This is a genomic window from Bradyrhizobium sp. DN3 (assembly GCF_041357655.1).
Taxonomy (GTDB): domain Bacteria; phylum Pseudomonadota; class Alphaproteobacteria; order Rhizobiales; family Xanthobacteraceae; genus Bradyrhizobium.
The window spans coordinates 105,358-126,362 of sequence record NZ_JAULLN010000001.1; the positions used below are offsets into that span (position 1 = coordinate 105,358).

General features: G+C 65.4%; 23 protein-coding genes. 18 read left to right on the forward strand and 5 right to left on the reverse strand.

Annotated elements, in window-relative coordinates:
* Positions 1-99: 99 nt before the first annotated feature.
* From AAE027_RS00475 to AAE027_RS00515, 9 genes are all read left to right on the forward strand, one after another.
* A complete protein-coding gene (locus AAE027_RS00475; protein WP_091890866.1) occupies positions 100-465 on the forward strand; it encodes a hypothetical protein in 366 nt (121 codons plus the stop codon).
* Positions 466-491: 26 nt separating this feature from the next.
* The gene (locus tag AAE027_RS00480) at positions 492-899 is read left to right on the forward strand and encodes a DUF4332 domain-containing protein (RefSeq protein ID WP_128934964.1); all 408 of its coding nucleotides are present in this window, start codon (positions 492-494) and stop codon (positions 897-899) included.
* Between the two features lie 266 nt (positions 900-1,165).
* Positions 1,166-2,026, forward strand: coding sequence for a dihydropteroate synthase (gene folP, locus AAE027_RS00485; RefSeq protein ID WP_091890862.1), 861 nt, complete (start codon positions 1,166-1,168; stop codon positions 2,024-2,026).
* Entirely contained in the window at positions 2,023-2,391 is a 369-nt protein-coding gene (folB, locus tag AAE027_RS00490; protein ID WP_008553485.1) for a dihydroneopterin aldolase, read from the forward strand. Before folP ends, folB begins: the two co-directional genes overlap by 4 nt.
* Position 2,392: 1 nt before the next feature.
* Entirely contained in the window at positions 2,393-2,884 is a 492-nt protein-coding gene (gene folK / locus AAE027_RS00495) for a 2-amino-4-hydroxy-6-hydroxymethyldihydropteridine diphosphokinase (protein ID WP_091890860.1), read from the forward strand.
* Between the two features lie 81 nt (positions 2,885-2,965).
* The gene (locus AAE027_RS00500; RefSeq protein ID WP_091890858.1) at positions 2,966-4,837 is read left to right on the forward strand and encodes a methylmalonyl-CoA mutase family protein; all 1,872 of its coding nucleotides are present in this window, start codon (positions 2,966-2,968) and stop codon (positions 4,835-4,837) included.
* A complete protein-coding gene (locus AAE027_RS00505) occupies positions 4,834-5,298 on the forward strand; it encodes a GFA family protein (RefSeq protein WP_091890856.1) in 465 nt (154 codons plus the stop codon). Before AAE027_RS00500 ends, AAE027_RS00505 begins: the two co-directional genes overlap by 4 nt.
* A gap of 23 nt (positions 5,299-5,321) precedes the next feature.
* Entirely contained in the window at positions 5,322-7,478 is a 2,157-nt protein-coding gene (gene scpA / locus AAE027_RS00510) for a methylmalonyl-CoA mutase (RefSeq protein ID WP_370985476.1), read from the forward strand.
* Between the two features lie 39 nt (positions 7,479-7,517).
* Positions 7,518-8,306 carry an RsiV family protein gene (locus AAE027_RS00515; RefSeq protein ID WP_370985475.1) on the forward strand — a complete coding sequence of 263 codons (789 nt, stop codon included), beginning with the start codon at positions 7,518-7,520 and terminating at the stop codon, positions 8,304-8,306.
* 7 nt (positions 8,307-8,313) lie between these two features.
* Here the strand turns inward: AAE027_RS00515 and AAE027_RS00520 are convergent, their stop codons facing one another.
* Positions 8,314-8,805 carry an SRPBCC family protein gene (locus tag AAE027_RS00520; RefSeq protein ID WP_370985254.1) on the reverse strand — a complete coding sequence of 164 codons (492 nt, stop codon included), beginning with the start codon at positions 8,803-8,805 and terminating at the stop codon, positions 8,314-8,316.
* A gap of 211 nt (positions 8,806-9,016) precedes the next feature.
* On the opposite strand from AAE027_RS00520, the gene AAE027_RS00525 reads away from it, so the two are divergent.
* From AAE027_RS00525 to AAE027_RS00565, 9 genes are all read left to right on the forward strand, one after another.
* Positions 9,017-10,009: a tripartite tricarboxylate transporter substrate binding protein gene (locus tag AAE027_RS00525; protein ID WP_091890852.1), complete on the forward strand. Its 993-nt coding sequence runs from the start codon at positions 9,017-9,019 to the stop codon at positions 10,007-10,009.
* 191 nt (positions 10,010-10,200) lie between these two features.
* Positions 10,201-10,692 (forward strand): tripartite tricarboxylate transporter TctB family protein, encoded by a 492-nt coding sequence (locus AAE027_RS00530; RefSeq protein WP_128939050.1) that lies wholly within the window; start codon positions 10,201-10,203, stop codon positions 10,690-10,692.
* A 4-nt stretch (positions 10,693-10,696) separates the two neighbouring features.
* Positions 10,697-12,208, forward strand: a complete 1,512-nt coding sequence (locus AAE027_RS00535) for a tripartite tricarboxylate transporter permease (protein ID WP_370985253.1) — start codon at positions 10,697-10,699, stop codon at positions 12,206-12,208.
* Between the two features lie 89 nt (positions 12,209-12,297).
* Positions 12,298-12,612 (forward strand): nucleotidyltransferase family protein, encoded by a 315-nt coding sequence (locus AAE027_RS00540; protein ID WP_091890843.1) that lies wholly within the window; start codon positions 12,298-12,300, stop codon positions 12,610-12,612.
* The gene (locus AAE027_RS00545) at positions 12,613-12,954 is read left to right on the forward strand and encodes a HepT-like ribonuclease domain-containing protein (protein WP_370985251.1); all 342 of its coding nucleotides are present in this window, start codon (positions 12,613-12,615) and stop codon (positions 12,952-12,954) included.
* Positions 12,955-12,982: 28 nt separating this feature from the next.
* Entirely contained in the window at positions 12,983-13,969 is a 987-nt protein-coding gene (meaB, locus tag AAE027_RS00550) for a methylmalonyl Co-A mutase-associated GTPase MeaB (RefSeq protein WP_091890837.1), read from the forward strand.
* Positions 13,966-14,622, forward strand: a complete 657-nt coding sequence (locus tag AAE027_RS00555) for a pyroglutamyl-peptidase I (protein WP_091890834.1) — start codon at positions 13,966-13,968, stop codon at positions 14,620-14,622. The genes meaB and AAE027_RS00555 overlap by 4 nt, the downstream gene beginning before the upstream one ends.
* A gap of 233 nt (positions 14,623-14,855) precedes the next feature.
* On the forward strand, positions 14,856-16,226 hold the full coding sequence (locus AAE027_RS00560) for a TIGR03808 family TAT-translocated repetitive protein (RefSeq protein ID WP_370985250.1): 1,371 nt from the start codon (positions 14,856-14,858) through the stop codon (positions 16,224-16,226).
* A 238-nt stretch (positions 16,227-16,464) separates the two neighbouring features.
* Positions 16,465-16,773, forward strand: a complete 309-nt coding sequence (locus tag AAE027_RS00565) for a GIY-YIG nuclease family protein (RefSeq protein WP_370985249.1) — start codon at positions 16,465-16,467, stop codon at positions 16,771-16,773.
* A 126-nt stretch (positions 16,774-16,899) separates the two neighbouring features.
* Here the strand turns inward: AAE027_RS00565 and AAE027_RS00570 are convergent, their stop codons facing one another.
* The 4 genes from AAE027_RS00570 to AAE027_RS00585 all read right to left on the reverse strand — a co-directional run bounded on the left by AAE027_RS00570 (position 16,900) and on the right by AAE027_RS00585 (position 20,963).
* The gene (locus AAE027_RS00570; protein ID WP_370985473.1) at positions 16,900-17,460 is read right to left on the reverse strand and encodes a TIGR03809 family protein; all 561 of its coding nucleotides are present in this window, start codon (positions 17,458-17,460) and stop codon (positions 16,900-16,902) included.
* A 512-nt stretch (positions 17,461-17,972) separates the two neighbouring features.
* Entirely contained in the window at positions 17,973-19,685 is a 1,713-nt protein-coding gene (locus AAE027_RS00575) for a S8 family serine peptidase (protein WP_370985247.1), read from the reverse strand.
* Positions 19,686-19,701: 16 nt separating this feature from the next.
* Positions 19,702-20,397 carry a hypothetical protein gene (locus tag AAE027_RS00580; protein ID WP_091890819.1) on the reverse strand — a complete coding sequence of 232 codons (696 nt, stop codon included), beginning with the start codon at positions 20,395-20,397 and terminating at the stop codon, positions 19,702-19,704.
* Entirely contained in the window at positions 20,394-20,963 is a 570-nt protein-coding gene (locus tag AAE027_RS00585) for a sigma-70 family RNA polymerase sigma factor (protein WP_370985246.1), read from the reverse strand. The genes AAE027_RS00580 and AAE027_RS00585 overlap by 4 nt, the downstream gene beginning before the upstream one ends.
* Positions 20,964-21,005: the final 42 nt, after the last annotated feature.

Here is a 21,005-nt window from a genome sequence, read left to right on the forward strand (position 1 = left end):
CGAGGCATGCGTTCATCGCTTGAATTTCACATCGCACCGGCTCAAGATCATTTTCGAAAGCAATACTCCGGCATGTGAACCGGCTGAGGGGCAGGCCATATGGACGAGCTGATCGGACGGCTGGCGACAAACGCCAGCATAGATAGTGCTGTCGCGGAAAAGACCGTCGGCATTATCCTGGGCTTCCTCCGCAGCGAGGGTCCTTCCGATAGCGTTCAGGCTCTGATTGATCAAATCCCCGGAGCAGAAGCCGCGATCGAGGCGTGCAAGAGCGGCGGCGGACTGTCGCGGCTGATGGGCGGCGGCCTGATGGCCGTCGGCTCGCGCCTGATGGGCCTTGGACTGGGCATGTCGGAGATTCAAAACGTCGCCCGTGAACTTTTCCGCTTCGGCCGAGACAAAATCGGAGCGGATCAGATGGGCAAGATCATCGCGGGGACGCCGGGCCTCAGCCAGTTCGCCTGAAGCCACGCATTTCATATTCGAGTATCATGACATATCCGATCTCCGAGATTGACGGCCTGTCGGCCTTTGCCGCCAACAAATTGAAGGCGCAAGGAATCCGCACCACCGACGCGCTGCTCGAGGCTGCCTCCACCGTGAAGGGCCGCAAGGCGCTGTCCGCCAAGACCGGCATCAGCGAGCAGCTGCTGCTGGAATGGGCCAACGTCTCGGACTACATGCGCATCCCCGGCATGGGCCGGGCCAAGGTCGGCCTCGTTCGCGCCGCCGGCGTCACCACCGTACGCGAGCTTGCTTATCGTAATCCGGCAAGGCTCGCCCAGAGCATGCGGGACGCCAACGAGAAGAAGAAGCTCCTCCGCATCTTGCCTTCCGAGAAGTCGGTCGGCGACATCATCGCCAAAGCGAAGAAGCTGCCGCCGAAGATTACGTATTAGGGCGGCGTCTCTCTTAGCATACGGCTAGCCGCGTTAGCTCTCGGCGCCGTTTGCTGACGGGCATCACTGCATCCCCCAACTCCGTCGTCATACCCCGCGAAGGCGGGGTATCCAGTACGCCGCGGCTGCTCCGTATCACGGACTCGCCTCTGGAATACTGAATTGCCCGCCTTCGCGGGCAATGACAGCGAGGGTGTTGGCACCCGCGGGCATGTCGGCCCCCCTTCCGTCTTGACTCCCCCTCCCCGACCGCTAAAGCCACGCGCATGAGTGCCTCGCCCTCTCCATCCGTCCCGCCGGCCGGCTCGGCCGGGGCCGACGTGCTGCGGACGCTGCTGGAACGATCGATTCCGGCGGTGATGGGGGTGCTGAACGTCACCCCGGATTCCTTCTCCGACGGCGGCGAGTTCATCGCGCCCGACCAGGCCTTCGCGCGAGCCCGGGCGATGATCGCTGATGGCGTCGACATTATCGATATTGGCGCCGAGTCCACTCGGCCCTACAAGGGCGCCCAACCGGTCACGGCGGAATACGAGCTCGCCCGGCTGAAGCCGGTGCTGGCTGGTGTCGTGGCGCTTGGGGTGCCCGTCTCGATCGACAGCATGAAGGCGGAGGTGGTGGCCTTCGCGCTCGACCAAGGCGCGGCCATCGTCAACGATGTCTGGGGTCTGCAACGCGACGCCGCCATGGCACCGCTGGTCGCTGCGAAAGGCGTTCCGGTCATCGTCATGCATAACCGCGACAATGCCGACCCCACCATCGACATCGTCACGGACATGAAGACCTTCTTCCTGCGCTCGCTGGATATTGCGGCCAAGGCCGGCATCGCGCGGGAAAAAATCGTGCTCGATCCCGGCATCGGTTTCGGCAAGACGGCCGAGCAGAGCATGATCGCGCTGGCGCGGCTGCGTGAACTTGACATGTTCGGCCTGCCGATCCTGGTCGGCGCCTCGCGCAAGCGCTTCATCGCTTCGGTGTCGCCGTCGGAGCCGAAAGAGCGGCTCGCCGGCTCGATCGCCGCGCACCTCATCGCCGCGCAGCGCGGCGCCAAGATCATCCGGACCCATGACGTCGCCGAAACCTTGCAGGCCCTGCGGGTGGCGCACGCAATCGAGAGCAAGCCATGACCGATACGATCTTCGTGACCGGCCTGTCGATCCATGCCCGCCACGGCGTCATGGATCACGAAACCGAAGTCGGCCAGCGCTTCGTCATCGATCTCGAACTCTATACCGATCTGTCGGAGCCTTCGCGTAGCGACCGGCTCGCCGACACCGTGTCGTACGCCGAGGTCGTGGCGACCACGACGGCAGCGTTCAAGAACACCAACTACAAGCTCCTGGAGCGCGCGGCCGGCGCGGTCGCCGATGCCATCCTGTCGCATTTCCCGCGCATCCGCGCCGTGAAGATCACTGTGCACAAGCCGCATGCGCCGATCGCCGCGATCTTCGACGATGTCGGCATCATGCTGACGCGCTCGCGGCATCCCTAATATGGCAAGCGTGCTGATCGCACTCGGCGGCAATGTCGGCGATGTCCGCGCGACATTCGGTAAGGCGATCGCGCATATTTGCGGCATGGCGCAAGCCGCGCTGATTGCGCGGTCCTCGGACTACACGACGCCGGCCTGGGGCGACGAGGACCAGGACCCCTTCATCAATGCCTGCATCGAGATCGAGACCAGCCTCGATCCGCATGCACTGCTGTTCGTGCTCCAGAAGGTCGAGCAGAAATTCGGCCGCACGCGGGACAAGGAGCGGCGCTGGGGCCCGCGCACGCTCGATCTCGACATGATCGCCTATGACGATGTGAGCTTGCAGAAGCCCGATCTGACCCTGCCGCATCCGCGCCTGTTCGAGCGCGCCTTCGTGCTGGTGCCGCTGGCCGAAATCGCGCCCGACCGCGTGATATCAGGCATCCGTGTGCGTGACGGGCTCGCCAGCGTCTCGACGCAAGGCATTGAGCGGCTTCCGGATACCGGCTAACCAAAAACAACCGTTTGCAGGGACGGTCCGCCGTGGCAATTTCGCCTGCGAATAACAAGATTGTCGGGAGCCCTGGGCCGTATGACCTCCGTGACTGACGACCTGCCGCTGGCGGCGGATTTCCCCAAGGCCACGATCGAAGACTGGCGCAAGCTGGTCGACGGCGTGCTGAAGGGCGCGCCGTTCGAGAAGCTGGTCGGCAAGACCTATGATGGCCTGAAGATCGAACCGCTCTACCCGCGCGCCAAGGGCGTTGCGCCCGTGGCGGGCCGGCCGCTGGCTGCGCCTTGGCAGATCATGCAGCGGATCGATCATCCCGATGCGGCCGCCGCGAACGCGCAAGCGCTGACCGATCTCGAGAATGGCGCGACGGGGCTCGCGCTGGTGTTCGCCGGCGGCAGCGGCGCCCACGGTTTCGGCCTGGAACCTTCGGCCGATGCAGTCGCAAAAGTCTTGAAGGACATCCATCTCGATGCCGGCATCGGCCTCGAGCTCCAGATCGGGCCGCAATCGCGGACGGCCGCGATCCATGTCGCGGAATATGTGAAGAGTGCTGGCCTCGATCCCGCCGCCTGCAACATCCGCTTCGGGCTCGATCCGCTCGCGGCTGGCGCTGTGTGGGGGCACAGCCCTTATACGTGGGAGGAAATTGTTCCCGCCGTCACCAGCGCCATCAAGGGCCTGGCGGCGCTCGGCTTCAAGGGGCCGTTTGCTTCCGCCGACGGGCGCGTGATCCATGATGCCGGCGGCTCGGAGGTGCAGGAGCTCGCCTTCGTGCTCGCCTGCGGCGTTGCCTATCTGCGCGCGATCGAAGGCGCCGGCATTGCGCTGGAGCAGGCGCAGGGCATGGTCTATGCGCGGCTTTCCGCCGATGCCGACCAGTTCCTGACCATGGCCAAATTCCGCGCGCTGCGGCTGCTCTGGGCGCGCATCGAGACGGCGTCCGGGCTCACGCCAAAACCGCTGTTCATCGCCGCCGATACGGCCTGGCGCATGCTGACGCAGCGCGACCCTTACGTGAACATGCTGCGCGCGACCATCGCGACCTTTGCGGCGGGGCTTGCCGGCGCCAATGCGATCACCGTGCTGCCGCACACGCTGGCGCTCGGGCTACCCGATCCGTTCGCGCGGCGCGTGGCGCGCAACACGCAGCTCTTGCTGTTGGAAGAGAGCAACCTCGCCAAGGTCAGCGATCCCGCCGCCGGCGCCGGCGGCATCGAGACGCTGACGGCGCAGCTCTGCGACGCCGCCTGGGCGCTGTTCCAGGAGAGCGAGAAAGCCGGCGGCGCCTTCGCAGCGCTTCAGCAGGGTCTGTTCCAGGGCAAGGTCGCGGCGACACGAAAAGCGCGCGACGCCAACATCGCAAAGCGCCGCGACGTGCTGACCGGCGCCAGCGAGTTTCCAAACCTGCACGAGAGCGAGACGGTCGTGCTGAAGGCGACGCCGATCGCGCTTCCGCCTTACGGTGAGCAAAAATACAAGTTCGAGGCGCTACCGCCGATCCGGCTTGCGGAACCGTTCGAAGCGTTGCGCGACAAGTCGGATGCCGCGTTGAAGGCACGTGGCGCGCGGCCAAAAGTGTTCCTGGCCAATCTCGGCACGCCCGCCGATTTCACGGCACGGGCGACCTTTGCCAAGAGCTTCTTCGAAGCCGGCGGCATCCAGGCAGTCGACAGCGAGGGCTTTGCCGATCCGGCCAGGCTCGCAGCCGCTTTCAAGGCTTCCGGCGCCGAACTCGCCTGCCTTTGTTCCAGCGACAAGGTCTATGCGGAACACGCCGAAGCCGCGGCACGGGCCCTGCAAACGGCAGGCGCGCGCCATATCTATCTGGCAGGCCGCCCGACCGATGCCGAGGCGGTGCTGCGCGCGGCCGGCGTCACCGGTTTCGTCTTCGCCGGCGGCGATGCGCTTGCGACGCTGCAAGACGCCTATCGACGGATGGAACAGGCATGACCGAAACCAGCAAACCCGTTCTCACCGGCGGCTGCCAATGCGGCGCCGTGCGCTTTGGGGTCATGACGGCGCCGACCAGGATCTCGATCTGCCACTGCCGGATGTGCCAGAAGGCGGCCGGCGCGCCATTCGCCTCCTTCGCCGACATCAACAAGACGGACTTTGCCTGGACCAAGGGGCAACCCTCATTCTTCCGCTCCTCTTCGATCGCCGAGCGCGGCTTTTGCGCCGCCTGCGGCACCCCGCTGAGCTTTGGCCGCATCGACGGCGACCGTATCGAGATCATGACCGGCGCTTTCGACCATCCCGACCGGGTGATACCGACGCGGCAGTTCGGCACCGAGTCCCGCCTCGGCTGGGTGGTCGGCATCGCCAACCTGCCGAGCCAGACCACGCAACAGAATTACGGACCGGAGAAGATGGCGACCATCGTCAGCCATCAGCATCCGGATCATGATTGAGCGTCTATCATATGGTTGAGACCATGAGCCGCATTCCCAATTTCGCAGACGTCGCCTTCGCGCGCACAACCACCGCCGCGCCGACCGGCAGCGCCGAGCCGTGGCTGACGCCCGAGGGCATTCTGGTGCAGCCCGCTTATGGCGAGGCAGATGTCGCCGGGCTCGATTTCCTCGAGACTTATCCCGGCATCGCGCCCTATCTGCGTGGTCCCTACCCCACCATGTATGTCAACCAGCCCTGGACCGTCAGGCAATATGCCGGCTTCTCCACGGCGGAGGATTCCAACGCGTTCTACCGCCGCAACCTCGCGGCGGGACAGAAAGGCCTCTCGGTCGCCTTCGACCTCGCCACCCATCGCGGCTATGACAGCGACCATCCGCGCGTTGGCGGCGATGTCGGCATGGCGGGCGTTGCCATCGATTCCATCTACGACATGCGCACGCTGTTCGCAGGGATTCCGCTCGACCAGATGAGCGTGTCCATGACCATGAACGGCGCGGTGCTGCCGATCCTCGCGCTCTATGTCGCGGCTGCCGAGGAACAGGGCGTGCCGCCGGAAAAACTCTCAGGGACGATTCAGAACGACATTCTGAAAGAGTTCATGGTGCGCAACACCTACATCTATCCGCCTGCGCCTTCGATGCGGATCATCTCGGACATCTTCGCCTACACCTCCACGAGGATGCCGAAGTACAATTCGATCTCGATCTCCGGCTATCACATGCAGGAGGCCGGTGCGACGCAGGATCTCGAGCTCGCCTATACGCTCGCCGACGGCGTCGAATATCTGCGCGCCGGCCTTGCCGCCGGCCTCGACGTCGACCGTTTCGCGCCGCGCCTGTCGTTCTTCTGGGCGATTGGCATGAACTTCTTCATGGAAGTCGCCAAGCTGCGCGCCGCGCGCCTGCTCTGGGCGAAGCTGCTGAAGCCGTTCAACCCGAAAGACCCGCGCTCGCTGTCGCTGCGCACGCACAGCCAGACCTCGGGCTGGTCGCTGACGGCGCAGGACGTCTTCAACAACGTGATGCGCACCACCGTCGAGGCGATGGCGGCCACCCAAGGCCACACCCAGTCGCTGCACACCAATGCGCTCGACGAGGCCTTGGCGCTGCCGACCGATTTCTCGGCGCGTATCGCCCGCAACACCCAGCTTTTCCTCCAGCAAGAGAGCGGCACCACCCGCATCATCGATCCCTGGGGCGGCTCGTATTATGTCGAGCGGCTGACGCGCGACCTCGCGGCGAAGGCCTGGAGCCATATCCAGGAGGTCGAGGAGCTCGGCGGCATGGCCAAGGCCATCGAGGCCGGCGTGCCCAAGCTGCGTATCGAGGAAGCCTCGGCGAAAACTCAGGCTCGGATCGATGCCGGCAAGCAGGCGGTGATCGGCGTCAACAAGTACAAACCGACCGACGAAGCTCCCATCGACATCCTCAAGGTCGACAACACCAATGTCCGCCGCTTGCAGATCGACAAGCTGACGCGGCTGAAATCCGAGCGCAATCAGAAGGACGTCGATGACGCCCTCGCCGCGCTGACGCGCTCGGCCGGCGAAGGCAACGGCAATCTGCTCGCACTCGCCATCGACGCTGCACGGGCCAAGGCAACCGTCGGCGAGATTTCGGAGGCGATGGAGAAGGTGTTCGGCCGGCACCGCGCCGAGATCAAATCCATCACCGGCGTCTACAAGCGGGAGGCGTCCAGCATGGGTAACCAGGTCGAGAAGGTTCAGGCGCTGATCGACGCCTTCGAAGAGGCGGAGGGCCGCCGGCCGCGCATCCTGGTCGCCAAGATCGGCCAGGACGGCCACGATCGCGGCCAGAAGGTGATTGCGTCTGCCTTCGCCGATATCGGCTTCGACGTCGACATCGGGCCGCTGTTCGCGACTGCCGACGAAGCCGCGCGGCAGGCGGTCGAGAACGACGTGCATATCCTCGGCGTCTCCTCACTTGCCGCCGCCCATCTTACCGCCGTGCCCGAGCTGAAGGCGGCGCTGAAGAAGCAGGGCCGCGACGACATCATGATCATCGTCGGCGGCGTGGTGCCGCCGCAGGATTACGATGCGCTCTATGCCGCCGGCGCCGAAGCCATCTTCCCGCCCGGCACCGTGATTGCGGACGCAGCCGAAGAGCTGATCCGCAAGCTGAACGCCCGGCTCGGGCATAGCGAGGCGGCGGAGTAACCGACGCCGCCGATCTTCCGACAAGAAGGGTTTTGCGTGATGTTTCCCGCGCCAACGTTCATGCGCGCGCTCGCTGCGGCCGCGGTTTGCGGCGCGCTGGTCGGTCTGGCACACGCAGCCGACCCCAAGCCCGACGCCGTTATCAAGACCAAGAGCATCGAGGCGCGAATCTTCCTCGACGATAAGGTCAAGGCCGATGCGGCGCTGGCGGCCGATTGCCTTGCTGAAGGCAAGAAATGGCTCGACAAGAACGCGGCCGAGGCCGCCGCCTCGCGCAAGGCGGATCCGCAGTTCTTCAAGGACGGCGGCTGGGATTTCGAGCGCAGATACACGATCCGCTCGGTGGTTGCCGATCGCTACGTCAGCATCCTGCGCGACGACTACATGGACACGCACGGTGCCCATCCGAACTCAAACGTAAACACGATCCTGTGGGACAAGACCGAGAACACGCGCATCTCGATCCGCCCGTTCTTCGCCGAGACTGCCGACAATGGGGCGACCATGAAGGCGATGGTGAAGGCCGTGCTCGTCTCGCTGAAAGCCGAAAAGAAGAAGCGCGACGCCAGCGAGACCGCGACCGACGAGTGGTTCAATGGCGTCGCGCCGAACCTGCTCAGGATCGGCGCAGTGACGCTCGCGCCCTCAGCCGAAGCGGGCAAGAGCTCCGGCCTCACCTTCCATTACCCGCCCTACGCCGTCGGCCCCTACGCCGAGGGCGAATATGTCGCGTTCGTGCCGTGGGAGGCGCTGAAGCCCTACCTGACCGCGGAAGGCACCCGCATCTTCGGCGGCGCACGGCCGAAGGGCGACGCGGACGCGCAGTGAGCGCTCGCTAACGCGATCGCGGACTGACGCGAGCCAATGTCCGCGCAAGTGAGTCCGTCCAATCGGGAATCCAGGAGCCAAACAGCGCTTGCCAGCGATCGGCGTCCGCAGGTTCCGTATCGAGGGCGACCGACCATTCGATGAGGGTGCGGTCACCTTCGATGATCGGGCGCAGATGCATGGTGCCCTGGTAGCGCGTCGGCGCTGGCGCTTGGCTCCCCGCTTGGCTCCCGTCATCTTGCGGATACGGCAGCGCTTCGAGACCGGCATAGGTCAGGCTGTGCTGCCGGTCCGAGTGATCGACCAGGCGCTGGCGGATCCAGTTTCCGAGATAGCAGAAGCGCCTGATGGCGCCGACTTCGTCGCCGCGCTTGTCGTCTTCGATCACGCTCTCGCTCACCCCGTCGATGTAAGCGGGATAGTTGTTGAAATCGCGGATGAGCGACCAGACTTCGTCCAGCGGGTGGTCCAGCACGGCGCTGTAATAGGCTTGGGTCATGGCTTGCCTTCTTTCGTTACGCGCTGAGGTTGGCGACTTGCGCGGGCAAAACCCACCCGATTTCCGACTGGCCTTTCCGGTGGGCCTCCAGCTTTCACACAACAGTACGATCCCATTGGTAGCGCTACCTTGCAGCGGCGCCGCAAAGCCGACTAGAATGCCGCCGTTGACAAGAGCGCCCGACGTCACGGGCGCCGCTGGGAGGCATTCAATGTCCAAGATTTCGCGCCGCACCTTTGCGGCTTCATCCGCCGCCGTTGCGGCATCCGCCGCTTTCGGGTTCAAGCCCGCACGCGCGCAAACCTATCCGGCGCGGCCGGTCACCGTGATCGTGCCCTGGGGCGCCGGCGGTGGCACCGACGCGACTGCGCGCATCGTCGCGGCGCTGCTGGAGAAAGATCTCGGCCAGCCCTTCAACGTGGTCAACCGCACCGGTGGCTCCGGCGTCGTCGGCCACAGTGCGATCGCAACCGCGCAGCCCGACGGCTACACCATCGGCATGCTCACGGTCGAAATCTCGATGATGCACTGGCAGGGCCTCACCGACCTGACGCCGAAGAGCTACACGCCGCTGGCGCTGATGAACGAGGATCCGCCCGGCATTCAGGTCTCCTCCTCCTCGCCGTACAAGACGGTCAAGGAGCTCGCCGAGGCGATCAAGGCGGCGCCCCCGGGCAAGTTCAAGGCTTCGGGCACCGGCCAGGGCGGCATCTGGCATCTGGCGCTGGTCGGCTGGATGCAGGCGATGGGCCTACCCGCCAACCAGGTCGCCTGGGTGCCCTCGAACGGCGCGGCGCCAGCCATGCAGGATCTCGCCGCCGGCGGCCTCGACCTCACCACCTGCTCGGTGCCGGAAGCGCGCGCCATTATCGAGGCCGGCAAGGCCAGGAGCCTCGCCATCATGGCACCGGCGCGCAATCCGATCTTCAAGGACGTGCCGACGCTGAAGGAGGCGATGGGCATCGATTACGCGACCGGCGCCTGGCGCGGCATCGGCGCACCCAAGAACCTGCCGCCGGAGATCGCAACGAAGCTCACCGCGGCCCTGAAGAAGGTCTACGACTCCGCCGAGTTCAAGGACTTCATGAGCAATCGCGGCTTTGGCACTGTGTGGGGCGATGGCGCCCATTTCGCCGGCTTCATGGACAAGGGCGATGCCCAGATGGGCGAGGCGATGAAGGCGGCCGGCCTGAGCAAGGCGTGACCTGGTACTGCGACGCTCTGATCGCCTCTCCCCGCCTGCGGGGAGAGGCCGGAATTCGCGCAAGGCGCGGATTCCGGGTGAGGGGGACTCTCCACGAATCCAACTCTCACCGTCCTCGCGGAGAACCCCCCTCACCCCAACCCTCTCCCCGCGCGCGGGGAGCGGGAGAACACTCTTTGTAGGACTCCCCCATGCGTCTTCCCGACTCCGTCACGGGATCGTTTCTCGTCGCACTCGGCGCAGCCGCCGCCTATGGCGGTTGGATCTTGCCGCCGGTGCCGGGGCAGCCGGTCGGCCCCAACGTGTTTCCGCTGGTGATCGGGACGGGGCTCGCGCTATGCGGGCTCGCGATCGTGTTCGGCATCGGCCATTCCTTCGAGGAGGAGGAAGAGCTCATCCCGTTCGAGGACGGCCAGGCGGCTAGCCCGCCGCCGCAGGGCAAGCTCTACGGCCTGCGCGCGCTGCTGCCGCCGGCGCTGCTGCTGTTCTACGTCTTTGCCGCCGACCGGCTCGGCTTCATCATCACCGCGGCGATCATGGTCTACGTGACGTCGACCGCGTTAGGGGCGAAGTGGAAGCTGGCGCTGCCGCTCGCGGCGCTCTCGCCGTTCGCCATTCACCTCATCTTCGGCAAGCTGCTCCGCGTGCCGCTGCCTGCCGGCCTGCTGCCGACGCCCTGGTAATCCCATGCTGAAAACCCTGATTGATGCGTTCGCACTGATCTCCACCTGGGAGGTCATCATCGCGATGTTCGCGGCCTCCGTGTACGGGCTCGTGATCGGCTCGCTGCCGGGCTTGTCGGCGACGATGGCGACCGCCCTGCTCGTCCCCGTCACCTTCTACCTGTCGCCGATCGCGGCGATCGCGACCATCGTCGCGGCCTCCTCGATGGCGATCTTCTCCGGTGACATTCCGGGCGCGCTGCTGCGCATTCCCGGCACGCCGGCTTCCGCCGCCTATGCCGACGAAGCCTATGCCATGACCCGCAAGGGCCAGGCCGAGCTTGCGCTCGGAGCCGGCGTCTGGTTCTCCGCGGTCGGCGGCATTGCCGGGGTGCTGTCGTTGATGATCCTGGCGCCGCCGCTGGCCGAGATCGCGCTGTCGTTCTCGACCTTCGAATATTTCTGGCTGGCGCTGCTCGGCCTGATGTGCGCCACCTTGGTCGCGCGCTCCTCGCCGGTGAAGGCGATCGCGGGCATGTTCATCGGCCTCTTGGTCTCCTGTATCGGCATCGAGAACCCCGGCGGCGTGCCGCGCTTCACCTTCGGCATCACCGACCTGTTCGGCGGCATCGAGCCGATCCCGGCGCTGGTCGGCGTGTTCGCAGTGGCGCAGGTGATGCGCGCGATGCTGACGCCCGAGCCGCCACCGCTGCCGCGGCGTAAATTCGGGAGCATCATGGCCGGCCAGTGGAAGCTGACGAAGCTTTATCACTGGCAGATGACGCGCGGGAACATCGTCGGCATCATCATCGGCGTGCTGCCCGGCGCCGGCGCCGACATGGCCGCCTGGGTCTCCTACGCGATGTCGAAGCGGTTCTCCAAGGAGCCGGAAAAGTTCGGCACCGGTCATGTCGAAGGCCTGGTCGAGGCCGGCGCCAGCAACAATGCCAGCATCGCCTCCGGCTGGGTGCCTTCGCTGCTGTTCGGCATCCCCGGCGACACCATCGCCGCGATCGCGATCGGCGTGCTCTACATGAAGGGCCTCAATCCGGGCCCGACGCTGTTCACCGAGAAGGCGTCCAGCATGTATGCGATCTATCTGATGTTCATCATCGCGAACATTTTGATGATCCCGCTCGGCATCGCCATGATCCGCGTTGCCGCCTACATCCTGCTGGCGCCGCGCTCCACAGTGATGCCGATCATCATGCTGTGCTGCGCGGTCGGCTCGTTTGCGATCGGCAACAACATGTTCGGCGTCGTCACCGTCGCCGCCTTCGGCGTGATCGGCTATGTGATGGAGGCCAACGGCTACCCCGTCGCGGCCATGGTGCTCGGCATCGTCATGGGCACCATGGTCGAGCAGGCTTTCGTCACGTCGTTGATCAAGTCGGACGGAAGCATCCTGCCGTTCTTCGAGCGCCCGGTCGCGGCGATCCTTGCCGCGATGGCGATCGGCGCCCTGCTGTGGCCCGTGATGGTGTGGATCTGGCGCAAGATGAAACCGCTCCAGACGGCCGCGGCAACATCCCGGTGATTCCAGGCGAGCGGCGCCCTCGTCTGCCCATCGAGACGCCCCTAAGTCCGGCGCTGGGCCGCTTGGCGGCTTTGTGCTAGTATCCAGCCATGACCGAGGTCGCCGACATTCCGCTTCAGACAATTATTCTGAAGCTCAAGGAGATCGCTCCCGCCTTGAGGGCTGCGGGCGTGAAACGGCTATACATCTTCGGATCACGTGCCCGCGGTGATGCGCGGCCCGACAGCGACCTGGATGTTCTCGTCGAAACGACCTCGCGCGAGGAACCACCACGGTTCGATTTCTTCAAAGTCCTGCATCTGATAGAAGATGAGGTGGGCCTCACGACGCAAATTTCATTGCGAAACCTGCTGAAGCCCCGCATCGCCGAGCGGATCGCGGATGACCTGGTCGAGGTATTCTAGATGCCGCCGACCGCGGAAGACCGGTTGCGAGACACTCTCGAAGCCATCGTCGAGATCGAGGCATTGCTGGCAGGCTACAACCTCGACCTCTTCACTGCAGACAAGACGCGCCGCATGGCGACAGAACGCTATCTCGAAGTCATATGTGAAGCTGCCCGGCGCTTGACTGACGATATCAAGAAAGACGCGCCAGAGATCGACTGGCAGAGAATGGTCGATTTCGGCAACCACTTGCGCCACGCGTACCATGCAACAGACGTAGGGATTGTGTGGGACATCGTTCAAGATCATCTTCCGCCGTTGAAATCTTTCGTTGAACGGTGCATTCGGGCATCCAGCTGATGATGCATCCACCCGCTCGCCTGCAACGATGACCAGCCCCAAGACGCTCGACATCAAATCCCTCGCCCGCGACCTCCGCGCCGGCAGCCGCGCGGCGCTGGCGCGGGCCATCACGCTGGTGGAGAGCCGGCGCGGTGACCATCAGACGCTGGCGCGCGAGCTGGTGCAGACGCTGCTGCCCGACACCGGCAAGGCATTTCGCGTCGGCATCACCGGATCGCCAGGCGTCGGCAAATCAACCACGATCGACGTGCTCGGGACGTATCTGATTGAACAGGGCCACAAGGTCGCCGTGCTCGCGGTCGACCCGTCCTCGGCGCGCAGCGGCGGCTCGATCCTCGGCGACAAGACGCGGATGGCGCGGCTGGCGGCCTCCACTGATGCCTTCATCCGCCCCTCGCCGTCTTCGGGCACGCTCGGCGGCGTCGCGGCCAAGACGCGCGAGGCGATGCTGCTCTGCGAAGCCGCCGGCTTCGACGTCGTGCTGGTCGAGACCGTCGGCATCGGCCAGTCCGAGACCGCGGTCTGCGACATGACCGACTTCTTCCTCGCGCTTATGCTGCCGGGCGGCGGCGACGAGCTACAAGGCATCAAGAAAGGCCTGGTCGAACTCGCCGACATGATCGCCATCAACAAGGCCGACGGCGACAACCTCAAGCGCGCCAAGATCACCGCGGCCGACTATCGCGGCGCGCTGCACATTCTCAGCCCCAGGTCCGAGCATTGGCACCCACCGGTCGAGACCTATTCGGCGCTCACCGGCACCGGCATCGCCGAGCTCTGGCAGAAGGTTCTGGATCACCGCAAGGCGATGAGCGCATCCGGCGAGTTTGCCGCGCGCCGGCGCGATCAGCAGGTGAAGTGGATGTGGTCGATGCTGGAGCAGCGGATGCTGGCGCGGCTGCGCAGCGAGGCATCGGTGCGGACCAAGGTCCGGAAGATCGAAGCGGAGGTGGCCGACGGCCATCTCACGCCGGCGCTCGCTGCCGAGCAGATCTTGGAGTTGCTGCAATGAGCGAAAAGCTCCGCGTTCTCCTGACCGGCTTCGGGCCGTTTCCCGGCGCGCCCTATAATCCGACCCAGCCACTGGTGGCGCGACTGGCGCAGCTGCGCCGCCCGGCACTCGACGATGTCACGATTGCCAGTCACATCTTCCCGGTCACCTATGCTGCGGTCGACCGGCAATTGCCTGACGTGCTCACGAAGGTGAAGCCGGATGCGCTTCTGATGTTCGGCCTCGCCGCACGCACGCCTTACTTGCGCATCGAGACCCGCGCCCGCAATGCCGTCACCATGCTCTGGCCGGATGCCGCCAACACCCGTTCCAGCAAGCGCGGCATCGCCGGCCATGCAGACGCGATGATGTTCGGTCCGCACACCGCACGGCTGCTGCGCGCCGCACGCCTCACCGGCATCGATGCGCGCTCTTCGCGCGATGCCGGCGCCTATCTCTGCAACTATCTGAGCTGGCGCGCGATCGAGAATGTGAGAGCGGGCGGGCCGATGCTGGCGGCGTTTATCCACATCCCGTTGCTCGCGCGTAGCGGCGCCGTGCGCCGCAAGGGCGCGCCGCGGATCACGCTGGAGGAATTGGTCGATGCTGGCGAAGCCATGCTGATGGAGATGGTGCAGTTGGCAAGGAAGGAGCGGAACACACCGATTTCGTAGGGTGGGCAAAGGCGCACTTGCGCCGTGCCCACCATACATCGGGATCCGTGCTGACTATGGTGGGCACGCTTCCGCCTTCGCTCTCCGAGCTACGGCGGACAAGTCGTTTGCCCACCCTACCGCACCTCGCTTGCGTAAACATTTAACCCTACCGTGAACAATCCTCACGTCACCGGCCGCCCTGCGCTACCTAGTGGGCGCGGACATTTCCCGCGTCCGCCGAAGGACGCGTCATGGACCTCAATCGCCGTCATCTCATCGGAGCCTCGACTGCCGGCATCGCTGGCGCGCTCGCCATGCCGGCTGACGCTGCGCGCGCGGCGCCGCTGACATCCCTGCTCGGCCGCGATGCCACGCAATACGGCGTGCGGCCCGGCAGCAGCGAAGACCAAACGCGAGCGCTTCAGCGTGCGATCGACGAGAGCGCGCGGGCACAGGTGCCGCTCGCCTTGCCGCCCGGCATCTACCGGACCGGTCTGTTGCGGCTCCCGAACGGCGCGCAACTGATCGGCGTGCGCGGTGCGACGAAACTCGTCTTCACCGGCGGAGCCTCGGTAATCCAGAGCGATGGTTCCGATGCGATCGGCATCACCGGCATCATCTTCGACGGCGGCAACATTCCGCTGCCGACGCGGCGCGGCCTGATCCACGTCCTCGGCGGCCGCGACGTCCGCATCACCGATTGCGCGATCACCGGCTCCGGCGGCAGCGGGGTCTGGCTCGAGCAGGTGTCAGGCGACATTTCCGGCAATATCTTCACCAATATCGCGGTGACGGCGGTGGTCTCGTTCGATGCCAAAGGCCTCAGCGTTTCCCGCAACACAATCACCGGCACCAATGACAACGGCATCGAGATCCTGCGCACCGCGATCGGCGATGACGGCACGCTGGTCGCTGACAACCGCATCGAGGACATCAAGGCCGGCCCCGGCGGCTCCGGCCAGTACGGCAACGCCATCAACGCCTTTCGCGCCGGCAATGTGATCGTGCGCGGCAACCGCATCAGGAATTGCGACTACTCCGCGGTGCGCGGCAACTCCGCCTCCAACATCCACATCACCGGCAACAGTGTCAGCGACGTGCGCGAAGTCGCGCTCTATTCCGAGTTCGCGTTCGAAGCCGCGGTGATCGCCAACAACACCGTCGACGGCGCCGCCGTTGGCGTCTCCGTCTGCAATTTCAACGAGGGCGGCCGCATCGCCGTTGTCCAGGGCAACATCATCCGCAATCTGCTCCCGAAGCGTCCGATCGGCACCGTACCCGACGACGATGCCGGCGTCGGCATCTACATCGAAGCGGATTCCTCGGTGACCGGCAACGTGATCGAGAACGCGCCGTCCTATGGCATCGTCGCCGGCTGGGGCAAATATCTGCGCGACGTCGCGATCACGGGGAACGTAATCCGCAAGGCGCTGGCCGGCGTCGGCGTCTCCGTGGTGCCGGGCGCCGGCACCGCGCTCGTCAACAACAACATGATCTCCGAGACCCCGCGCGGCGCCGTGGTCGGGCTGGATCATGCGCGTGCAGTGACGTCGGACCTGTCGGCCGACGGTGCGCAGCGGTTCGCGCAAGTGGTGGTCGGCGGGAATGCAGTGCGGCGTTAACTGTGCGGCTGGCAGACGGGCCGAGCATCCTTCGAGGCTCCCCACGCGGCGCGTTGCGCCACGTGTCTCGCACCTCAGGATGACGGGACGAGCGAGCGAACTCGACTTCGCGAAGAGCTATTCGGCACCACACTCAAAGGCTGTTAAGTCTGATATTGACAACAAGCACGCTGCCGTCATCCTGAGGTGCGAGCCGTGCGGTGCGGAGCACCGCGCGGGGAGCCTCGAAGGATGATTTGTGGGCATCTTTGTCTACATGCTGCGGTGCGCGGATGGCTCGTTCTATATCGGGAGCGCCACTGGAGAGGACGTGTCCAAGCGCGTCGATGAGCACAATGCCGGCGCTTATCCCGGATATACCTATTCGAGGCGTCCGGTCGTCTTGGTGTGGTCCGAGCATTTCGAACGGATCACCGACGGCATTGCGGCCGAACGGCAGCTCAAGGGATGGAGGCGCGCCAAGAAGGAAGCGCTTGTTCGCTCGGATTGGAAGGCAGTAAGCCTGCTTGCGCGCCGACGTGCGGGAGCGCCGAGGTCCAAGAAGTGAGCGGCGACGCGGCTGGCAGACGGGCCGCACATCCTTCGAGGCTCGCCCTTGCGGTGCTCTGCACCGCAAGGCTCACGCCTCAGGATGACGGGGTTGGAGAAGTTCGGCTGCCCTCTTGAACATCCCTTAGAACGCGTTCCGCAGCAGCGGGTATTTTGCCTGCAGGCCGTCGAGGCTGAAGGTGAATTCGACGACGCGCTCGGGGGCTGCGACGATTTCGGCGGCGGGCGGGGAGAACTGCGGCAGAAGCGTTGCCATCGTGGCCGGCGCCGTCGGGGGTGCCATCGCGGGCGGCGCGGAGAGCGGTGCGATCGGGGCGTCGGTGATGTCGGCGAGAGCGTCCGGCTTGGGATCGAGCCTGACCGGCACGGCGGTCTCGGGTGCGATGTGGACGGCCTTCGGCTGCACGGTCTGCGCCGGTTGCTCGCGCGGAAACACGCGCGGCATCGTCGCCGGCGACCAGCCGAAGGCGGGCGTCACGCTCGCGGCTGCCGCAGCGACGTCCGCACCCGTTGCAAGCGCGCGCCAGGTCTGGACCGCACGCTTGGCCTCCTGGATGTTTTCGAGGAATGCGATCTCGGAGTGGTAGCGGCGCCAGCGTCCGGTCTCGAACATTTCGGAGAGATGTTGCAGCCGCTGCTCGGCGAGAGCGCACCAGCGTGCCGCGATGTCGCGGCTAACAGCCACGTCGCGAACGACTTCTTGGCGATGTGTCATGAACCAGCCCGTCAGGAGAAAACACGGACGCGGGGACGCAACGCACACGAATCAATTTAGACGCGACATGAATATTTTGTGGAAAAGTTTTGACTTGTCCAGCAACGACGCCGCGCCCGTCATCAAACACCGTAGTCGTGCGGAGATTTCCTGTGTTTTCGAGTCAAGCTTCGCACAAGCATGACGGGCTTGCGGCGTGCCGAGTCGACGATCGGCACGAACGCGGGCGCGATCCTTCAACCGGAAGCTGAACGAGCGCCAGGCTTCGAAAGATCAGATGCCCAAAAGAAAAGACCCGTCCGGGGGGACAACCGGACGGGTCGAGCCATATGGGCGCTTGGGGTGGATGGGCGCTCGCGCCTGATATGACTGATGGGGAGGGATGACCGCTCCCACATAATTTGGTCGTGGCAGCTGGCTGAACGTTCAACGCGGCGTTTGCTTTTTTGAGCTTCGCCGTACGCGCATCTTTGTCGCAGCGGCTATCGCGTTGCCGGCCTATCCGCCTGAGAAATCGCGGATTTCTCTTCTGCGCTTGACAGCGAGGGTTGCTCGATCGCGCGGCTGCCCGGCTCGTCGCGACGCTTGCCGGCGTCTTCACGTTTTGTTGTACCGGATGCCGCCGCAACCGGCGTCGCGCTGTCGGCGGGAACGGCCATGACCGCGGCAAACGCATCGGCCTCGCCGTCGCCGAACAGATCATCACGGCCGGGTGAACCGAGGTCGCGCGCGGTCTTCGCGAGCGCCATGCGCAGCTCTTCCGGCTTCAAGGCATGGTTGCGCTCGAACAGCAGCGCCGCGATGCCGGAAACATAGGCCGCCGAGAACGAAGTGCCCGATGTCATCTGATATTTGCCGTCGGGCGCCGGCAGGAAGATGTCGACGCCGGGGGCTGCGACCGCGATGTAGTTGCCACGGTTGGAGGCGGTGAACAGCCGGTCCTGCTGATCGGTGGCGCTGACCGCGATCACGTTGGGATTGGCGGCGGGATAGAGCGGCGGCGATTTCGCGCCGGCATTGCCGGCGGCCGCAATCAGCACCAGCCCGCGCACAGCGGTCGCCGCGATGGCCCGCTCGATCACCGCGTCCTTCGGACCGGCGAAGCTCATGTTGACGATCTGCGCGCCGTGCTCGGCGGCATGGTTCAGCGAGCGCAGGATGATGTAGGACGAGCTCTCGGCGCCACCGGCGGTGCCGCCGAAGGCGCGGATCGCGATGATGCGCGCCTCGGGCGCGCTGCCCATCAACCGCGCATGCGCCACGATGGCGCCGGCGATGCCGGTGCCGTGAACGTGCGGCCCCTCGGCGCTGCCGAGCGCATCGAAATTGTCGGCGATGGAATTGGCGAGTTCGGGATGGCTGGCGTCGATGCCGGAGTCGATCACGGCAATCGTGACGTTGGCGCCGTGCGCCAGCGTATGCGCCTGCGGCAGGCGGAGCTTTGTCAGTGCATATTGCGCAGGATCGCCCTCGGTCGGCCCCGACGATGTCTGGTCCTGGAGCACATAGCGGAAGTTCGGCTGAAGCGAGCGCACACTGCCGTCGGCCACGAATTCGCGCCGCACCGTCTCGTACGGCCGGCCGTCGGTGATGCGGAACAGGCCGAAAGTTGCGCCGATCAGCGGAAAATTCTCGGAGGCGACGCGCGTCAGGCCGTGGCGACGCGCGAGCTCGTCGGCCTCGGCCGACGACAGCGCGCCGTCGATCTCGGCGACGAATTCGTTGGCGAAGCTGCGCAGGTTCACCGCGGCCGGCGTGCTGTTGCCACGCCCCTTGCCGGCGCTCTTCTTGCCTGATGTTCCGGTACCCTCGCCGCCCGCGTTCGGCTGCGCCAAGCATTCGCCACCGGCATCGCGATAGGGTGCGGTGCAGGCCGGATAGAGGTTCGGCGAATAGCGCGCATAGGGCAGCACCGGCGTTGTCCGCATGCGCAACGGCGTGGTGCGGGGGATGGCCGCGATCGTCCGCGGGCCGCGGCCGACGCTGACCGCGCGCGCGGCAACACCGGGGCTGACACGCGGGGTAATGCTCGGAGAGATGGTCGGCGTGCGCGAGGGAACGCTGATCGTTGGCGTACGCATGATCGCCTGCGCCTGCGCAACCTCGGCGCCGAGACAGGCCGTGAGCAGCAGCACGGCTCCAACCGACGAAACGTAGGCCCCGGCGCGTACCCTGCTCTCGGACTTGCGCGTCATCGGTTCAGCGGCGCGTTCAGGGCGTCGCGACGGCCAGATTGACGAACTTCTCGCGCTGCATCTTGCCGAGCAGCGAGGCGAGCTCGTCCTGGCTCATCGCCTTGTTGAATTGGAGGCGGAACATGCCGCCCTTGGCTCCGTCGATGATCGACGCCTGGTAGCTGTCGAGCAGCGCGGTGATGTCGGCGATGCGCGCCTCGGGGGTGAAGCGCACCAGCGCACGCGCCGGCGCGACCGTGCCACCAAGTTCGCGTGTGATCGGCGCACTGGTCGAGAGCGAAGCCGTCTGGAAGGTCGCCGGCTGGTTCTTCATCAGCACGGCGCCGATAATTCCGGCTTGCAGCACGAGCGCGACGGCGCCGAGGCTCGCCGACCAGGCCAGCGTCCGCGGCGACAGGCTCGCGAAGAAGGTCGCGATGCGTGCCGACAGCGGCAGCGAACCGGTCGCCCGCGCTGGCTCGGCATCGATCGCGGCAAACAGCTTCTGCATCGCGCGCGCCGACGGAGCGCCCAGGCTCTCGTTCAGATGAATGGTCTCTTCGTACTCGCCGCGGATCGCGGCATATTGCTTCGCAAGCTCCGGATCGCGCGCCAGCGCTTCCTCGACGCGGCGGGCATCGCGCGCGTTCAGCGTGCCGGCGGCGTGCCACGGCAGCAGCAGTTCAATTTCACTGGGCTCTTGCTCCAGCATCTTCTTGCTCAAAGCCATCATGGCCAGCCTCGCTCAACGCCGGCTGCCTTCAGCAGTTCGGCCAGTTTCTTGCGCGCATAGAACAAGCGCGTCTTCACAGTGTTCTCCGGTATCCCGACGATTTCAGCCACCTCTTCCACGGACTTCTCGTGGTAGTAGACGAGATCGACGATCTCCCGGTGTTCCGGCGAAAGGCCCGTCAGACACTCCCGCAACGCCTCACTGGTATCCTTCTTCTGCACCACCGTTTCCGGATCGTCGGACGTATCCTCGATCGCGTTGGCGGCCTCTTCGTCCAACTCGAAATCCTTCCTGCGCCGAAGCGCAGACAGGGCCTTGAATCGGGTGATAGCCAGCAGCCAGGTGGAAACGGCGGATCGGCCCTCGAATTTGCCGGCTTGACGCCAGACGTCGAGAAACACCTCGCTGATGAGGTCTTCCGCCGCCTGCTCGTCCCGCACGACCCTGAGTCCGAACCTGTAAACCCTGACATGGTGCCGCCCGTACAACACCTGCATGGCGAGCCGGTCGCCTTGAGCGATCCTGGCGATCAGGACCTCGTCCGAAGCCGCCTGTGTCACGCTCAAAGGCCGTCTCGCAAAGTTGGTCGGGTCGGTGCGGCGGAGGGT

Excerpts from the sequence above, each read along its gene's own strand:
- AAE027_RS00475 (WP_091890866.1), top strand. The coding sequence starts at position 100 with ATGGACGAGCTGATCGGACGGCTGGCGACAAACGCCAGCATAGATAGT.
- folB (WP_008553485.1), top strand. The coding sequence starts at position 2,023 with ATGACCGATACGATCTTCGTGACCGGCCTGTCGATCCATGCCCGCCAC.
- AAE027_RS00535 (WP_370985253.1), top strand. The coding sequence starts at position 10,697 with ATGCTGAAAACCCTGATTGATGCGTTCGCACTGATCTCCACCTGGGAG.
- AAE027_RS00515 (WP_370985475.1), top strand. The coding sequence starts at position 7,518 with ATGTTTCCCGCGCCAACGTTCATGCGCGCGCTCGCTGCGGCCGCGGTT.
- AAE027_RS00555 (WP_091890834.1), top strand. The coding sequence starts at position 13,966 with ATGAGCGAAAAGCTCCGCGTTCTCCTGACCGGCTTCGGGCCGTTTCCC.
- meaB (WP_091890837.1), top strand. The coding sequence starts at position 12,983 with ATGACCAGCCCCAAGACGCTCGACATCAAATCCCTCGCCCGCGACCTC.
- AAE027_RS00505 (WP_091890856.1), top strand. The coding sequence starts at position 4,834 with ATGACCGAAACCAGCAAACCCGTTCTCACCGGCGGCTGCCAATGCGGC.
- AAE027_RS00500 (WP_091890858.1), top strand. The coding sequence starts at position 2,966 with ATGACCTCCGTGACTGACGACCTGCCGCTGGCGGCGGATTTCCCCAAG.
- AAE027_RS00540 (WP_091890843.1), top strand. The coding sequence starts at position 12,298 with ATGACCGAGGTCGCCGACATTCCGCTTCAGACAATTATTCTGAAGCTC.
- folP (WP_091890862.1), top strand. The coding sequence starts at position 1,166 with ATGAGTGCCTCGCCCTCTCCATCCGTCCCGCCGGCCGGCTCGGCCGGG.
- AAE027_RS00545 (WP_370985251.1), top strand. The coding sequence starts at position 12,613 with ATGCCGCCGACCGCGGAAGACCGGTTGCGAGACACTCTCGAAGCCATC.
- folK (WP_091890860.1), top strand. The coding sequence starts at position 2,393 with ATGGCAAGCGTGCTGATCGCACTCGGCGGCAATGTCGGCGATGTCCGC.
- AAE027_RS00580 (WP_091890819.1), bottom strand. The coding sequence starts at position 20,397 with ATGATGGCTTTGAGCAAGAAGATGCTGGAGCAAGAGCCCAGTGAAATT.
- AAE027_RS00530 (WP_128939050.1), top strand. The coding sequence starts at position 10,201 with ATGCGTCTTCCCGACTCCGTCACGGGATCGTTTCTCGTCGCACTCGGC.
- AAE027_RS00575 (WP_370985247.1), bottom strand. The coding sequence starts at position 19,685 with ATGACGCGCAAGTCCGAGAGCAGGGTACGCGCCGGGGCCTACGTTTCG.
- AAE027_RS00525 (WP_091890852.1), top strand. The coding sequence starts at position 9,017 with ATGTCCAAGATTTCGCGCCGCACCTTTGCGGCTTCATCCGCCGCCGTT.
- scpA (WP_370985476.1), top strand. The coding sequence starts at position 5,322 with ATGAGCCGCATTCCCAATTTCGCAGACGTCGCCTTCGCGCGCACAACC.
- AAE027_RS00480 (WP_128934964.1), top strand. The coding sequence starts at position 492 with ATGACATATCCGATCTCCGAGATTGACGGCCTGTCGGCCTTTGCCGCC.
- AAE027_RS00520 (WP_370985254.1), bottom strand. The coding sequence starts at position 8,805 with ATGACCCAAGCCTATTACAGCGCCGTGCTGGACCACCCGCTGGACGAA.
- AAE027_RS00560 (WP_370985250.1), top strand. The coding sequence starts at position 14,856 with ATGGACCTCAATCGCCGTCATCTCATCGGAGCCTCGACTGCCGGCATC.